Source organism: Corynebacterium marinum DSM 44953 (genome assembly GCF_000835165.1).
Taxonomy (GTDB): domain Bacteria; phylum Actinomycetota; class Actinomycetes; order Mycobacteriales; family Mycobacteriaceae; genus Corynebacterium; species Corynebacterium marinum.
The window spans coordinates 2,373,226-2,388,631 of sequence record NZ_CP007790.1; the positions used below are offsets into that span (position 1 = coordinate 2,373,226).

General features: G+C 68.1%; 14 protein-coding genes. 5 read left to right on the forward strand and 9 right to left on the reverse strand.

Annotated elements, in window-relative coordinates:
• Window positions 1-9: 9 nt before the first annotated feature.
• From B840_RS11230 to B840_RS11265, 8 genes are all read right to left on the reverse strand, one after another.
• A complete protein-coding gene (locus tag B840_RS11230) occupies window positions 10-600 on the reverse strand; it encodes a nucleosidase (protein ID WP_042622202.1) in 591 nt (196 codons plus the stop codon).
• 102 nt (window positions 601-702) lie between these two features.
• Window positions 703-1,641, reverse strand: coding sequence for a sulfite exporter TauE/SafE family protein (locus B840_RS11235; protein ID WP_042622203.1), 939 nt, complete (start codon window positions 1,639-1,641; stop codon window positions 703-705).
• Window positions 1,638-2,345 (reverse strand): sirohydrochlorin chelatase, encoded by a 708-nt coding sequence (locus B840_RS11240; RefSeq protein WP_042622204.1) that lies wholly within the window; start codon window positions 2,343-2,345, stop codon window positions 1,638-1,640. The genes B840_RS11235 and B840_RS11240 overlap by 4 nt, the downstream gene beginning before the upstream one ends.
• Before the next feature lie 2 nt (window positions 2,346-2,347).
• Window positions 2,348-3,646 carry a sulfate adenylyltransferase subunit 1 gene (locus B840_RS11245; RefSeq protein WP_042622205.1) on the reverse strand — a complete coding sequence of 433 codons (1,299 nt, stop codon included), beginning with the start codon at window positions 3,644-3,646 and terminating at the stop codon, window positions 2,348-2,350.
• The gene (cysD, locus tag B840_RS11250) at window positions 3,646-4,560 is read right to left on the reverse strand and encodes a sulfate adenylyltransferase subunit CysD (RefSeq protein ID WP_042622206.1); all 915 of its coding nucleotides are present in this window, start codon (window positions 4,558-4,560) and stop codon (window positions 3,646-3,648) included. Before cysD ends, B840_RS11245 begins: the two co-directional genes overlap by 1 nt.
• Entirely contained in the window at window positions 4,557-5,342 is a 786-nt protein-coding gene (locus B840_RS11255; protein WP_042622207.1) for a phosphoadenylyl-sulfate reductase, read from the reverse strand. Before B840_RS11255 ends, cysD begins: the two co-directional genes overlap by 4 nt.
• On the reverse strand, window positions 5,339-5,605 hold the full coding sequence (locus B840_RS11260; RefSeq protein ID WP_042622208.1) for a hypothetical protein: 267 nt from the start codon (window positions 5,603-5,605) through the stop codon (window positions 5,339-5,341). Before B840_RS11260 ends, B840_RS11255 begins: the two co-directional genes overlap by 4 nt.
• Window positions 5,602-7,281, reverse strand: a complete 1,680-nt coding sequence (locus B840_RS11265) for a nitrite/sulfite reductase (protein WP_042622209.1) — start codon at window positions 7,279-7,281, stop codon at window positions 5,602-5,604. The genes B840_RS11260 and B840_RS11265 overlap by 4 nt, the downstream gene beginning before the upstream one ends.
• A gap of 309 nt (window positions 7,282-7,590) precedes the next feature.
• On the opposite strand from B840_RS11265, the gene B840_RS11270 reads away from it, so the two are divergent.
• On the forward strand, window positions 7,591-8,964 hold the full coding sequence (locus B840_RS11270) for an FAD-dependent oxidoreductase (RefSeq protein ID WP_229676614.1): 1,374 nt from the start codon (window positions 7,591-7,593) through the stop codon (window positions 8,962-8,964).
• A gap of 385 nt (window positions 8,965-9,349) precedes the next feature.
• Here B840_RS11270 and B840_RS14070 read toward each other — a convergent pair whose 3' ends face one another.
• Window positions 9,350-9,628 carry a LysR family transcriptional regulator gene (locus B840_RS14070; RefSeq protein WP_373285102.1) on the reverse strand — a complete coding sequence of 93 codons (279 nt, stop codon included), beginning with the start codon at window positions 9,626-9,628 and terminating at the stop codon, window positions 9,350-9,352.
• 190 nt (window positions 9,629-9,818) lie between these two features.
• Here B840_RS14070 and B840_RS11275 point away from each other — a divergent pair, with 190 nt between their 5' ends.
• From B840_RS11275 to B840_RS13900, 4 genes are all read left to right on the forward strand, one after another.
• On the forward strand, window positions 9,819-11,552 hold the full coding sequence (locus B840_RS11275) for an ABC transporter ATP-binding protein (protein ID WP_042622210.1): 1,734 nt from the start codon (window positions 9,819-9,821) through the stop codon (window positions 11,550-11,552).
• Window positions 11,549-13,498 carry an ABC transporter ATP-binding protein gene (locus B840_RS11280; RefSeq protein ID WP_042622211.1) on the forward strand — a complete coding sequence of 650 codons (1,950 nt, stop codon included), beginning with the start codon at window positions 11,549-11,551 and terminating at the stop codon, window positions 13,496-13,498. Before B840_RS11275 ends, B840_RS11280 begins: the two co-directional genes overlap by 4 nt.
• A gap of 355 nt (window positions 13,499-13,853) precedes the next feature.
• Window positions 13,854-14,423 carry a hypothetical protein gene (locus tag B840_RS13895; RefSeq protein ID WP_229676615.1) on the forward strand — a complete coding sequence of 190 codons (570 nt, stop codon included), beginning with the start codon at window positions 13,854-13,856 and terminating at the stop codon, window positions 14,421-14,423.
• A 41-nt stretch (window positions 14,424-14,464) separates the two neighbouring features.
• A complete protein-coding gene (locus B840_RS13900) occupies window positions 14,465-15,316 on the forward strand; it encodes a cytochrome b/b6 domain-containing protein (protein ID WP_229676616.1) in 852 nt (283 codons plus the stop codon).
• The last annotated feature ends 90 nt before the right edge of the window (window positions 15,317-15,406 follow it).

Here is a 15,406-nt window from a genome sequence, read left to right on the forward strand (position 1 = left end):
ACGGAGCAGTTAGGCCTGAGTGGTGGTTTCCACCAGCAGGCGGACCGCCTCGGCCAGCTGGACAGCGCCGGGGTCGACGGCTTCCGCCCAGCCCGAGGCGGTCTCCTCGTCCGCGTTGTCCGAGATCTGCTTGAGCAGGGTCACCGGGATGTTGAAGTGGTACGCCACGGCGCACACCGCGTAACCCTCCATGTCCACGAGGCCGGCGTCCTGCGCCAGTCGGTCGCGGGTCGCGGAGTCCTCGACGAACGTGTCGCCGGTGGCGAGCTGGGCTGTCGGGAAGCGGCCGGAGGTCTCCGGCTCGAAGGTGAGCGGCAGTGCCTCGCCCGTCACGCCGGGGATCTCGGCGGACTGGAAGTCGTGCTTGTGCACGCGGTCGATCTCGTAGACGCCGACGGTGTGGTCGTCGCGCAGCGCTCCGGCCGTGCCGATGTTGATGATGCGGGAGGGCAGGTTGCCGGCCGCGCGGCGCTCGGCGAGCGTCAGGGTCAGGGAGATCGCGGCCGGCAGGGTGCCGATTCCGGTGATCAGGACGTCAGAGCCCTCGGGAAGGTGGGCGGCCTCGCCCGCAACGGCGGCGACGAACAGGGGTGCGGTCATGGTCGGTGAGTGTAGTGGCCCCCGGGGCGGAATCGGAAAACATACGTGACGAACTCCCCCGCCGCTTCTCGACGCCCGCGGCTGTCACCGCAGTCCCCCCGCTCAGCGCGTCCGCTGGCGGGCGAGCACGCCCTCGGGGGCGACCGTCTCCCCGGTCAGCGGCGGCACGTCGTGGGCGCGGGCCGCCTTCGCACGGCGGTAGCCGAGGACGGCGAAGCCCAGACCGGCGATGACCGCAGCGATCCGCACGCCGACGACGGCGGCTCCCTCCACGCCCGCCACACCCAGGACCGCCGGCAGGTTCAGGACCACGAGCAGGGTGCCCACGACGCCGCCGAGCAGCACGGCGTCCAGGCGGCTGACCAGCCAGGCGGCGACGGGCGCCGCGACGCAGCCGCCGATGAGCAGGGCCAGGACCGCCGGCAGGTACTGGACGATCTCGTCCCACATCCCGATGGCGAATCCCAGCGTCGCCGCGGCGGTGACGAGGAACTCCGCGGTGTTGACGGTGCCGACGATCCGGCGCGGCTCCGCCTTTCCCATGGTCAGCAGGGTGGACGTGGTCACCGGGCCCCAGCCGCCGCCGCCGGAGGCATCGATGAATCCACCGAACACTCCCAGACCGCCGAGGAACCCCCGCCGGTAGGAGCGGTCGCCGGCCGCGCGTCTGACCCTGCCCCGGGAGAAACGCCACACCAGGTTCATGCCGATGAGGGTGAGGATGGCTGCTGTGACAGGCGCGGCGGCTTCGGTGGAGATGTTCGACAGGAAGGTCGCGCCGGCGAAGGCGCCGAGAGCGCCGGGGACGCCGAGGCGCAGCACCACCGACCAGTCGACGTTGCCGAATTTCCAGTGGCTGAACCCCGAGACCAGGGTGGTGCCCAGCTCCGCGGCGTGGACCACGGCGGAGGCGTGCGCGGGGCCGAGGCCGGCGAGCACGATGAGGATGGTGGTGGAGGTGACGCCGAAGCCCATGCCCAGGCCGCCGTCGACGAGTTGGGCGGCCAGGCCCGCAATGGCGATGAGGATGAGTGCCTTCACGTGGCTGCCCTCTCCGTGTGCCTGCCCGCCACCAGGGCCGCGAGGTCGGCGGCCAGGGGGGTCGAGTGGGTGATGCGCGCCCCGGTGGCGTCCTGGATGCGGGTGATGAGGGTGGTGATCCGGTCCAGCAGGAGGCCTTCGGTGACGAACAGCGGCAGGATGTGCACGGAATCGTGTTCGGCCGCCACCTCGATCAGGCCGGCACCGGGGTCGACGGGGCCGGTGGCGGGGACGACGGTGACCCCGCGTCCGGACAGTGCGGCGATCAGTTCACCCAGCTGCGCGAGCGCCGCCACCCCGCCCGGGTCCGAGGTCCCGGCCGGGTAGAGCGCCACGTGTGCCCCCTCGGGGGCGTCGGCGGCCAGTCTCTCCGCCAGCACGGCGGCGATCTCGGGGCCGGTGCCCAGCCCTTCTGCCAGCCGGAGGTTGATGCCCGTCGCCGCCCGCGCCTGTTCCAGCGCCTCTGGCACATCGTGCCGGGCGTGGAAGGCGCGGGTGAACAGCAGCGGCACGACGATGGCGTCGTCGTGGCCGCGTTCGGCGGCGAGGGCGGCGGCGGCGGCGAGGGAGGGCTCGTCGAACTCGAGGTGCGCGGCGAGCGCATCCACGCCGGCGATCTCCCCGGCCAGGGCCGTGAGCCGACGGATGCCGGGCTCCGCCTGCGGGTGGCGGGATCCGTGGGAGAGGGTGATCAGCGCCGTCACGGCTACTCCCCGCGCAGCCGGTGGCCGACGAAACCGGCGGCCAGCGTGTTGCCGCTCGCCGGGTCGATGAGCAGCAGGTTGCCCACCGCGCCGCGCGCGGCGTAGGGCTCGACGGGCAGCTCGGCGGCGGTCTCGATGCGGACGTGGGCGATGTCGTTGAGGTTCACCGCGTCCGGCTTCTCGACGTCCGCGTTGCCGTCCAGGTCCAGCACCCGCTCCACCGCGGCGATGCGGCCGCGGACGAGTGCCGTGCCGTAGCGGACCTTCACGGCCGCCCCCTCGGCGAGGGGCTTTTCGGTCAGCGCCACGAGGGTGGCGGGGAAGGTGCGGACCTCGGTGGGGCGGCCGGCGCCCGCGATGAGGTCGCCGCGGGCCAGGTCGATGTCGTCGGCCAGGAGCAGGACCACCGAGTCACCGGCGGCGGCCTCCCCGACGGGACCGTCGGCGGTGTCGATGCCGGTGACCTGCGTGGTGCGCCCGTGGGAGAGGTGGACGGTGTCGCCGGGGCGGATGCGCCCGGCGTCGATACGCCCGGCGTAACCGCGGTAGTCGGTGGCGTGCTCGCGGATGACGTGCTGGACGGGCAGCCGGAAGTCGAGGTCGTGCGAACGGCCGCGGTGGACCTCCACGCTCTCCAGCAGCTCGAGCACGGTCGGGCCCGGGTACCAGGGCAGGTTCTCCGAGGGGACGACGACGTTGTCGCCGAGCAGCGCGGAGATCGGCACGACGTGGGGGTCGTCGACGCCCAGGCCGGAGGCGAGTCCGGTGAACTCGGCCTCGATGCCCCGGAAGACATCCTCGGACCAGTCGACCAGGTCGATCTTGTTCACCGCGAGGATGACGGTGCGCACACCCAGCAGCGCAGCGACGGTGAGGTGGCGGCGGGTCTGCTCGACGACGCCGTGGCGGGCGTCGACAAGCAGGACCACCACCTGGGAGGTGGAGATGCCGGTGACGGTGTTGCGCGTGTACTGCACGTGGCCGGGGGTGTCGGCGAGGATGAAGGCGCGCTGACCCGTGGCGAAGTAGCGGTAGGCGACGTCGATGGTGATGCCCTGCTCGCGCTCGGCGCGCAGGCCGTCGACCAGCAGGGACAGGTCCAACCCGTCGAAGCCGCGGTCGGCGGAGGTCGCCGCGACGGAGGCGAGGGTGTCCGCCAGGACGGACTTCGTGTCGTGCAGCAGGCGGCCGACGAAGGTGGATTTGCCGTCGTCGACGGAGCCGGCGGTGCACAGCCGCAGGGTCTCGCGGTCGGTCAGGGTGTCGCGGACGGTGGACGGGGTTGCTGTGGGCGCGGACATCAGAAGTAGCCCTCCTTCTTGCGGTCTTCCATGGCGGATTCGGACAGTCGGTCGTCGGCGCGCGTGGCGCCACGTTCGGTGAGGGTGGAGGTGGCGATCTCGGCGATGACGGCCTCGACGTCGGCGGCGTCGGAAAGCACGGCGCCGGTGCAGGACATGTCGCCGACGGTGCGGAAGCGCACCTGCCGGGTCACCAGCTCCTCGCCTTCGCGGGGGCCGCCCCACTCGCCGGCGGTCAGCCACATGCCGCCGCGCTCGAAGACCTCGCGGTCGTGGGCGAAGTAGATCGGCGGGAGCTCGATGCCGCGGGCACCGATGTACTCCCAGATGTCGGCCTCAGTCCAGTTGGAGATGGGGAACACACGGATGTTCTCGCCCGGCAGCTTGCCGCCGTTGTACAGGTCCCACAGCTCGGGGCGCTGGCGGCGGGGGTCCCAGCCGCCGAAGGAATCGCGCACGGAGAACACTCGCTCCTTGGCGCGGGCGCGCTCCTCGTCGCGGCGGGCGCCGCCGAGGACGGCGTCGTAGCCCTGCTCGGCGATGGTTTCCACCAGCGGGACGGTCTGCAGGGGGTTGCGGGTGCCGTCGGGACGTTCGACGAGGTCGCCGCGGTCGATCCAGTCCTGGACCTCGGCCACCCGCAGCCGGGCGCCGGTCCGCTCCACGAGGCGGTCGCGGAAATCGATGACCTCGGGGAAGTTGTGGCCGGTGTCCACGTGCAGCAGCTCGAAGGGCACGGACGCCGGGGCGAAAGCGCGGCGGGCGAGTTCGAAGACGACGACGGAGTCCTTGCCGCCGGAGAAGAGCAGCCCGATCTTGTCGAACTGCCCCGCTACCTCGCGGAGGATGTGGATGGACTCGTTCTCGAGGTCCTTGAGGTGGGGGGAGAGGGAGGTTGTCACGGCAGTGGTCATGAGTGGAGCCCGCATTCTGTCTTGTTCTGTCCGGCCCAACGGCCGGCCCTGGGGTCTTCGCCTTCGGCGACGGGGAGGGTGCAGGTGGCGCACCCGATGGACGGGTAGCCCTGCCTGGTCAGCGGATGGACGATGAGGTTGTTGTCGTCGATGAACGCCTCGGTGGCCTCGAGCGACCAGGTGATGATCGGAGAAATCTTCAACCGGCCGGTGGGGTCGAGGCTGAGTGCCGGAGCGGCGGCCCGGGTGGGGCCGTCGGCGCGGCGCAGCCCGGTGACCCACCCCGCGTAGGGGGTGAGGTTCACCGCGAGCGGCTCGACCTTGCGCATCCGGCAGCAGGCGGCCGGGTTGGAGCGGTACAGGTTCGCGCCGTAGGTGCTGTCCTGCTGGGCGCGGCTCAGCCGCGGCTTCGCGGTGACCAGCAGCTGCGGGTACCGGGCGTCGACCCGGCCGGCCACCTCGAGCGTCTCGTCGAAGTGGTAGCCGGTGTCCAGGAAGAGCAGGTCCGCCTGGGGCAGGTGGCGCGCGGCCAGCTCCGCGAGGACGGTGTTCTCCATCGACAGCGTCACCGCGGTCCGCCCGGGGACGTGCTCGGCGGCCCACTCCAGGATCGTGGCCGCATCGGCGTCGTAGAGCTCGTCCGCGTGCTTCTCGACGAGCCGCGCGTTCTCCTCCCGCACCTTCCCGGACAGCTCACCCGTGGTGGTGGGCCCTCCGGGGCTGACCCCGGGGTCCCGCAGGTCGGCGACCGCGGCGGCCGCGGTGGCGTTCAGCAGATTCATTTCGGCTCCTCCTGCAGATGACCGTGGCGGGCGAGGGAATTCTGGATGGCCTGGCTGGTGGAACGCGCCGGCGCCGGGCGGTGTTCGGGTGCATCCTGGCCGTAGTAGCGGACCGAGAACACGCGTGTGCAGTCGCGGCACAGCCAGCCGAAGTCCTCGATCTCGTTGGGGAAGAGGTCCTCGCCGGCGCACCAGGGGCAGTGCAGCGGGTGGTTGCGGTTGGGGTTGGGTTCGCGGCGCAGCACGGGGCGGGTGAAACTCATTTGAGGTCCTCCTCGTCGGCGCGCTGGACCCACTCCTGGAAGGTCTCCCCGTCCAGCCGCTGGTCGCGGAACTTCTCCACGACGCGGGTGACGTAGTCGCCGACCTCGTCGGCGAGTACCTTGTGGCCCTTGACCTTGCGGCCGAAGTTGGCGCCCAGGTTCATGGAACCGCCCAGGTGGACCTGGAAGCCCTCGACCCGGTTACCGTCCGCGTCGGTGACCGTCTGGCCCTTGAAACCGATGTCCGCGACCTGGGTGCGGGCGCAGGAGTTGGGGCAGCCGTTGAGGGCGATCCGGACCGGCACGTCGATGTCGCCGATGCGCTCCTCCAGCTCGTCGACCAGTTCGACGGCGCGGGACTTGGTGGTGGTGTGCGCGAGCTTGCAGAACTCCAGGCCGGTGCAGGACATGATGTTGCGGCGCCACTCGGAGGGCTTCGAGTACAGGCCGGTCTCATCCAGTGCCGCGGCCAGTGGGGCGAGGTTCTCGCGCTCGATGTCGAGGAAGAGCAGCTCCTTCTCCGCGGTGGTGCGGATGCGGGAGACGCCGAATTGCTCGGCCACCTCGGCGATGGCGATGAGCTGCTCGCCGGTGGTGTGGCCGACGGTCGGCTTCACGCCCAGGTAGAACCTGCCGTCCTTCTGCGGGTGGATGCCGATGTGGTCGCGGTAGCCGGGGTTGATCGGCTGGCGGGGGCCGTCGATGAGCTTGCGCTCCAGGTATTCGTCTTCGAGGACCTCCCTGAACTTCTCCACACCCCACTCCGCCACCAGGAACTTCAGGCGCGCCCGGTTGCGCAGGCGGCGGTAGCCGTAGTCGCGGTAGGCCTTGGCTACGGCCGCCCACACCTCGGGGACCTCGTCCAGCGGGATCCAGGCGCCCAGGGACTGCGCCAGCATCGGGTTGGTCGAGAGGCCGCCGCCGACGTAGCACTCGAAGCCGGGGCCGTGCTCGGGGTGGACGGAGCCGATGAAGGAGACGTCCTGGATCTCATGGGTGACGTCCTGGCGGGAATGCCCGGAGATGGCGGACTTGAATTTGCGCGGCAGGTTGTGCAGCTCCGGGTCCGGCAGGTAACGGCGCTGGATCTCCTCGATCGCCGGGGTGGCGTCGATGATCTCCTCCGCGGCCACACCCGCCACGGGAGAACCGAGGATGATGCGCGGCACGTCGCCGCAACCCAGCTCGGAGTTCAGCCCGACGGACTCGAGCTTCTCGAAGATGGCCGGGAAATCCTCGATGCGCAGCCAGTGCAGCTGGATGTTCTGCCGGTCCGTGAAGTCGGCGGTGGAGCGCGCGTAATCGCGGGAGACCTCGCCGACGGCGCGCAGCTTTTCCGGGGTGACCAGACCGCCGTCGAAACGCACCCGCATCATGAAGTACTTGTCCTGCATCTCCGAATCCGGGATCTGGCCGGTCAGCTCAGTGCCCAGATCCTGCCGGCGCTGCGTGTAGATGCCCAGCCACTTGAAGCGCGGTGCGATGTCGTCGGCCGGGATCGAATCGAAGCCCTGCTTGGAGTAGATGTCGATGATCCGCTGCTTCACCGCCAGGACGTCCTCCTCCTGCTTGACCTCCTCGACGTGGTTCAGCGGGGCGGTGCCGTCGATCTTCCACTGGCCCTCCGGCTTCCGGGCGCGCGCCGGGCGCTTCCGGGTGGTGGTGCTCACTGTCATGGCTTCTCCAATTTACGTACCAGTCTGTCTATCTATTCTTTTTGACGCCGCCCTGTAGCGGCCCGTCGATGTTCGCTGTCCGCAGTCTGCCGTACCGGACGGTCTATGCCAACAGTTTCTTTCATTCACAGTCGCGCGGATGGGGGATTGTCCCGGATTTCAGGGCTTTCAACTGGACATACGCCATGAACGCGGGAATGAATAGAAAAAGACCACAGCATGAGATCCCGCCAAAAAGGGCGAAACCCTTGGCAGTCGAACCGGATGGTGCTAACTTCACAGACCAACCGGTCTACGAAAGGACTTTCCTTGAGCACCCAGCAGTCCCTGCGCGTCGCAGTCATCGGCGCCGGCCCCGCCGGCATCTACGCCTCCGACCTCCTCATCCGCAACGAGGAGCACGAGATCTACGTCGATCTCTTCGAGCAGATGCCCGCCCCCTTCGGCCTGATCCGCTACGGAGTCGCCCCCGACCACCCGCGCATCAAGGGCATCGTCAAGTCTCTCCACAACGTGCTGGACCGCCCGCGCCTGCGGCTGCTGGGCAACATCGAGGTGGGCAGGGACATCACCGCAGAGGAGCTCCGCGAGCACTACGACGCTGTCGTCTTCGCCACCGGCGCCGTGCGCGACCGGGCGCTGGACATTCCCGGCGTGGAGGCCGAGGGCTCCTTCGGTGCCGCGGACTTCGTCGGCTTCTACGACGGCAACCCCCGCTTCTCCCGCGACTGGGACCTCTCCGCCGAGCAGGTGGCGGTGATCGGTGTGGGCAACGTCGGCCTCGATGTCGCCCGCGTCCTGGCCAAGACGGCCGACGAGCTGAAGGTCACGGAGATCCCGGACAACGTCTACGCCTCCCTCAAGCAGAACCAGGCCCGCGAGGTCCACGTCTTCGGCCGCCGCGGCCCCGCGCAGGCCAAGTTCACCCCGCAGGAACTCAAGGAGCTCGACCACTCCCCCACCATCAACGTGGTCGTCGACCCGGAGGACATCGACTACGACGCCGCCTCCGAGGAGGCCCGGCGCGCCTCGAAGTCCCAGGACCTGGTCTGCCAGATCCTCGAGGGCTATGCCCTCCGCGAGCCCAAGGACGCCCCGCACACCCTGCAGATCCACCTCTTCGAGCAGCCTGTCGAGATCCTGGAGAAGGACGGCAGGGTAGTCGGGCTGCGCACCGAGCGCACCGAACTCGACGGCGAGGGCGGCGCCCGCGGAACGGGCAGGTTCACCGACTGGCCGGTCCAGGCCGTCTACCGGGCCGTCGGCTACGAATCCGACCCCGTCCCCGGCGTGCCTTTCGACGATCGCGTGGCCGTGATCCCCAACGACGGCGGACACGTCCTGGACAACGCCGGTGAACCGCTGCCCGGCCTCTACGCCACCGGCTGGATCAAGCGCGGCCCCATCGGCCTGATCGGCAACACCAAGTCCGACGCCAAACAGACCACCGACATGCTCTTCGCCGACGCCACCGCCGGCCGCCTGTCCCGCGAGGTCTCTGACCCGGACGCCATCATCTCGCTTCTCGACGACCGTGGCATCGCCTACACCTCCTGGCAGGGCTGGTACCAGCTCGACGCCGAGGAGCGTGCCCTGGGCGAGGCCGAGGGCCGCGAGCGCAAGAAGATCGTCGACTGGGAGGAGATGGTCCGCCACGCCCGGGCAGTTCCGGTCTGCGTGTAATCGCCGCCCCGCGGCCGTTCACCCGCCACCGCAGAAACCTTTCCCACCGCAGGTGAGGCTAATTTTCAGCAGAATTCTCCATGATGCACACCACAAACTTGAAGTTCATGGTTAGAATCGGATGAGAACAAACCCATGAAAGGAGAATGACATGCGTGGAAGTGGATTGATCTGGACCATCGTCGGCGTTCTGGCAATCATTGCCCTGATCATTTGGATTATGTCGGCGATGTAAGACCGTGGGGCGCAGCCATCTGAACCTGGGTGGCATCCAGCGCCGACACTTTCCCCTGTTCGCCCCCGTGCCCTGCATCCCTTGGATGCAGGGCACCTTACGTTGCCTCGGCAACCATCCGGGCAGGCACCGAAGGCCCGTTCACGACGATCACCGTGAACGGGTGTTGAGCAACCGAGATGCGGGGAGGATCAGGCCAGGGATGCCGCGGCGTAGCTCTCCACCCCTCCGGCGTGGGGCATGAACACCCGGGGCTTGCCCGGCGCGGAAATGCCGACCACCACCTCGCCCCCACTGTCTATATCGCAGAGCGATCAAAACCCCCCGACCCAGCTCGACCATCTGCGCCATCAACAGCCGTTCCGCCGCACGCCCGAAGTGCAGTTTCTCGGCCACTGCCACGAAGTACTCGAGCTGGCGTCGGTCCACGGCGGCTCCCTCCGTCGAAACACCACAGGAAATACGGCGCGGTTATCCCATCCCCCGGAAAGCGCCTGCCTCACAGACGAGGCGGGGCCGGGCGCCAACCACGACGGCGTCGATAAGCAGGGGCAGACAGGGAGGCGCAGGAAGGTCTAGCCTTGACTTCGCCTTATTCCTCCGCGTTGTAAGGAACCCCGTGGAACTGATCAGAATCCTCGTCACGCGCTCGAGACCTTATGCGGGATACGTGGCGGCGGTCGTGGTGCTGCAGACCATAACGACGCTGGCCACCCTCTATCTTCCCTCGCTGAACGCCGAGATCATCGACGGCGGCGTCTCCCGGGGTGACGTCGCCTACATCTGGGACCGCGGCGCTGTGATGCTCATGGTCTCGTTTGTGCAGGTCATCGCAGCTGTCACCGCGGTGTGGTTCGGTGCACGGACCGCGATGGGGTTGGGCCGGGACCTGCGCCGGGAGGTCTTCGACCGGGTCTCCTCCTACTCGGCGGAGGACATGGGCCATTTCGGCACCCCGACCCTGATCACGCGCGGCACCAATGATGTGCAGCAGGTGCAGATGGTCTACCTGATGATCCTCAACTTCATGGTGGCCGCGCCCATCATGAGCATCGGCGGCATCGTCATGGCCACGCGGGAGGACGCCGGCCTGTCCTGGCTCGTGTGGGTCTCCGTGTTCGTGCTGGCGGCGATAGTGTCGGTGCTGGTGGCGAAGTTGATGCCGCTGTTCACCGGGATGCAGGCCCGTCTGGACCGGTTGAACGGCATCCTCCGCGAACAGATCACCGGCATCCGCGTCGTCCGCGCCTTCACCCGCGAGGAGCACGAGACGCGGCGTTTCGACGACGCGAATCGCGAGATCACCGACATCTCCGTCCGCATCGGGCGGATCTTCGTGCTCATGGGGCCCGTCATCACGCTCATCCTCCACCTCTCCACCGGCGCGGTCCTGTGGTTCGGCGGTCATCGTGTCGATCAGGGCCTGGTCCAGGTCGGTTCACTGACCGCTTTCCTGCAGTATCTGCTGCAGATTCTCGTCGCAGTCATGATGGGAACGTTCATGGCGATGATGCTGCCGCGCGCCATCATCTGCGCCCGCCGGATCGATGAGGTGCTGGGCAGGGAGGCGTCGATAACCGAACCGGCGTACCCGGTGGCCCCGCAGTACCTGCGGGGTGAGGTGGAGCTGCGCAACGTCACCTTCACCTACCCGGGCGCCGATCAGCCGGTGCTTTCCGACATCTCGTTCCGCGCCGTCCCCGGCCAGGTCACCGCAGTCATCGGCGCAACCGGATCGGGTAAGACGACGCTGCTGTCGCTGCTCCCGAGGCTGTACCGCGCCACGGGAGGTTCCGTGCTCATCGACGGCGTCGAGGTGACCGACCTGTCCCGTGCCGACCTCGTCGAACGGGTCTCACTGGTGCCGCAGAAGCCCTACCTTTTCTCCGGGACGGTGGCCTCCAACCTGCGGCTCGGGGCCCCGGACGCCACCGACGAGGAACTCTGGGAGGCACTCGACGTCGCCCAGGCGGACTTCGTGCGCGAGCACGAACTCGGGATGGAGATGCCGATCGCACAGGGCGGCACGAACGTCTCCGGCGGTCAGCGCCAACGTCTGAGCATCGCGCGCATGCTGGCGGCGAAGCCGAAGGTCCACCTCTTCGACGACTCATTCTCCGCCCTCGACCTGATCACCGATGCCAGGTTGCGCACCGCACTGGCTCCGCGCATGGCCGAGGCGACGATGATCGTGGTCGCCCAGCGCGTCGCCTCGATCATCCACGCCGACCAAATCCTGGTCATGGAGGCCGGGCGGATCGTCGCGCGCGGCACCCACGAAGACCTGCTCGAGTCCTCGCCCACCTACCGCGAGATCGTGGAGTCCCAGCTCACCCCGGAGGAGGCACGATGACCGAGCACCTCTCGGAACAGGAGATTCTCGAGCTGGAGGAGAAGGTCGGCGAAACCGGCTGGGGCGAATCCGCACCACGCCAGGCCAGGGCCTTCTGGCCCTCCGCCCGGCGCCTCATCGGACTGCTGGCACCGCACCGCATGGCGCTGACGGCCGTCTTCGCGCTGGTCGCGGTGTGTGTGATGCTCGTCGTGTGGGCACCGAAGGTGCTGGGCCAGGCGATGGACGTCATCTTCTCGGGCGTGATCTCACGGCAGTTGCCGGCCGGGTTGTCGAAGGAACAGGTCATCGAGGGCCTGCGCGCCCAGGGGCAGGACACTTTCGCGGACATGGCCTCGGCGATGGATCTCACGCCCGGCCAGGGCGTCGACTTCACCCGCCTGGGCTGGCTCATCGTGGCGGTGATCGGCATGTACGCCGGTTCCTCAGTGTTCATGTGGCTGCAGGGGCGCATCCTCAACGACCTGGTGATGAAGGTCGTCTACGGCCTGCGCGCGGACGTCGAGGCCAAGATCAACTCCCTCCCCCTGAGCTACTTCGACGCCCGGCAGCGCGGCGACCTGCTCTCGCGCACCACCAACGACGTGGACAACGTGCAGCAGGCACTGCAACAGGCGTTCTCGCAGCTGGTGTACTCGGTACTGCTGATCATCGGCATCGTCATCATGATGTTCTCCGTGTCCTGGCAGCTGGCGCTGCTCGCGCTCGTGGCGATTCCGATGACCGGCGTGGTGGTGGCGGTGATCGGTCCCCGTTCGCAGAAGCAGTTCGCCGCCCAGTGGAAGTCCACCGGCCACCTCAACGGCCACATCGAGGAATCCTTCTCCGGCCACGCCATCGTCCAGGTCTTCGGCCGCGGCGAGGTCATGGCCGCCGAGTTCAACGAGCGCAACGAGGAACTCTACCGCTCGTCCGCCTCCGCGCAGTTCCTCGCGGGCACCATGATGCCGATCATGCAGTTCATCTCCTACCTCTCCTACGTCGGCATCGCCGTCGTCGGTGGGCTCCGCGTGGCCCAGGGGCAGCTGACGCTCGGTGACGCCACCGCCTTCATCCAGTACTCACGCGAATTCAACCAGCCCCTGGGCCAGCTCGCCGGCATGATGCAGATGCTCCAGTCCGGCGTCGCCTCCGCTGAGCGCGTCTTCGAGCTTCTCGACGCCCCCTCCCAGACCCCCGACGACGTCTCCGCCACCGTGGGTGGCCGGGCCCGGGGCCTGGTGGAGTTCCAGAACGTGTCATTCTCCTACTCCCCGGAGGAGGAACTGATCCGCGACCTCAACCTGCGGGTCGAACCCGGACAGACCGCCGCCATCGTGGGGCCCACGGGGGCCGGGAAGACGACCCTGGTGAACCTCATTATGCGCTTCTACGACGTCACCTCGGGGAAGATCCTGCTCGACGGCGTCGATGTCTCCACGCTGTCCCGGGAGGATCTCCGCTCCCAGGTGGGCATGGTGCTCCAGGATGCCGTGCTCTTCGAGGGCACCATCATGGACAACATCCGCTACGGGCGTCTCGACGCCACCGACGAGGAGGTCGTTGAGGCAGCCCGGGCCACCTATGTGGATCGCTTCGTCCATTCCCTGCCGGAGGGCTACCACACAGCGATCTCGCAGGACGGCGGGTCGCTGTCCGCCGGCGAACGCCAGCTCGTCACCATCGCGCGCGCCTTCCTCGCCCGGCCCGCGCTGCTGATCCTGGACGAGGCAACCTCCTCCGTGGACACCCGCACCGAGGTCCTGGTCCAGCGCGCCATGAGCGCCCTGCGCGCCGACCGCACCTCCTTCGTGATCGCCCACCGCCTGTCGACGATCCGCGACGCCGACCTCATCCTCGTCCTGGAGAACGGCCGCATCGTCGAACAGGGCAACCACAAATCCCTTCTCAAGGCGCAGGGTCCGTACTTCCGCCTGCACCAGTCCCAGTTCGAGTCGGAGGGATAGGGAAGGCCCCACCCGCGCCTTGCGAGGTCCGTCCGGCGCGCTGGCCAAATCTAGACTTCTTAGTACTGTAAATATAGACTATGCAGTTCATATTTCCGGTGGTCGAGATCCGTTGATATTCGCCCCACCAGGGAGGGAATCGAAGTCCGCGGAAATATGGAGATTATTTCTCCGGCAGATAACCTCGTCACTGAAGATTGCCCCGCATGACACGTCCCGACAACACTTCCCCGAAGCTCCCGAATCCACCCTCGACCCCTGCAGCAGGAAACGACATTGACTATGGACGGCACCTCAGAAGGTAAGAAGAACAACCAATTCCCGCCCCCACCCGGATCCGCCGTCCCAGCTCCCGGTGGCGCCGTTCCCACACCTGGTGGAGCCGTTCCTGCTCCCGGCGGTGCTGTCCCGGCACCGGGTGGAGCTGTCCCCGCACCGGGTGGCGCCGTTCCCGCACCGGGTGGCGCCGTCCCAGCTCCCGGTGGCGCCGTTCCCGCACCGGGTGGCGCCGTCCCAGCTCCCGGTGGCGCCGTCCCCGCACCGGGCGGAGCCGTCCCCGCACCCGGTGGTGCCGTTCCCGCACCGGGCGGAGCCGTCCCCGCACCCGGTGGTGCCGTTCCCGCACCGGGCGGAGCTGCTCCCGCACCCGGTGGTGCCGTTCCCGCACCGGGCGGAGCTGCTCCCGCACCCGGTGGTGCCGTTCCCGCACCGGGCGGAGCTGCTCCCGCACCGGGCGGAGCTGCTCCCGCACCCGGTGGTGCCGTTCCCGCACCGGGCGGAGCTGCTCCCGCACCGGGCGGAGCTGCTCCCGCACCGGTTTCCGCTCTACCCGTCGCCGCCCCCCTCCAGAAGGGATCCCCGGCCGACGACGACCATGTGGAGACCCAACCGAAGAAGGAACGCTCCGTCCGACTGCGCCTTCTGACACCGCTGTCCCGGAAGCAGTGGGCCGCAAGCGCCGCTGCCGTGTTCGTGGCACTCCTCGTGGTGGCCGCCATTGCAGTGCTGTTCGCACGTTGGCTCATGGGGCTGGAGGCCGTGGATGAGTTCGTCACCAGGTACCCGGGCGAGTACGCCCTGCCTGAGAACGCCCCGGTGGGCATCCCCGCATGGCTGGGCTGGCAGCACTTCTTCAACATGTTCTTCCTTTTCCTGATCATCAGGACGGGCATCCAGATCAACCGGGAACGCCGGCCGCAGGGTTACTGGCGGTCGAAACGTGGGGGGAAGAAGATCAGCCTGACACTGTGGACGCATCTGATTCTGGATCTGCTGTGGATCATCAACGGTGCACTCTTCTACGTACTGTTGTTCGCCACCGGCCAGTGGATGCGGATCATCCCCACCAGCTGGGACGTGTTCCCGAATGCGGTGTCGGCCGGCCTGCAGTACCTGTCCCTGGACTGGCCGACCCACAACTCCTGGGTCAACTACAACAGCCTGCAGGAGCTGGCCTACTTCATCACCGTGTTCATCGCGGCCCCGTTGGCCATCGTCACGGGATACCGGCTCTCCGCGTACTGGCCCAAGGACAACAGCTCGCTGAACTCCGCATTTCCGATCGCTCTCGCCCGAAATCTACACTTCCCGGTGATGGTCTATTTCGTGGTATTCACCGTCATCCACGTCTTCCTGGTCTTCGCCACCGGAGCCCTGCGCAACCTCAACCACATGTACGCCGCGGAGGATTCCACCAACTGGACCGGATTCGTGCTCTTCGTGCTCTCCATGGCGGTGGTCGCCGTGGCTCTCGTCATTGTCCGGCCGTCGCTGGTGGCTCCGCTCGCCAGGAAGTTCGGTGAAGTGACTGCCCGGTGATCAGGCCGGCGCGGATGCGCCCCACGTCATACGAGGGCGCGCTCTGAGGGGAGATATCGGGAACATCCCCGATTTGCCGCTCATGTGGAC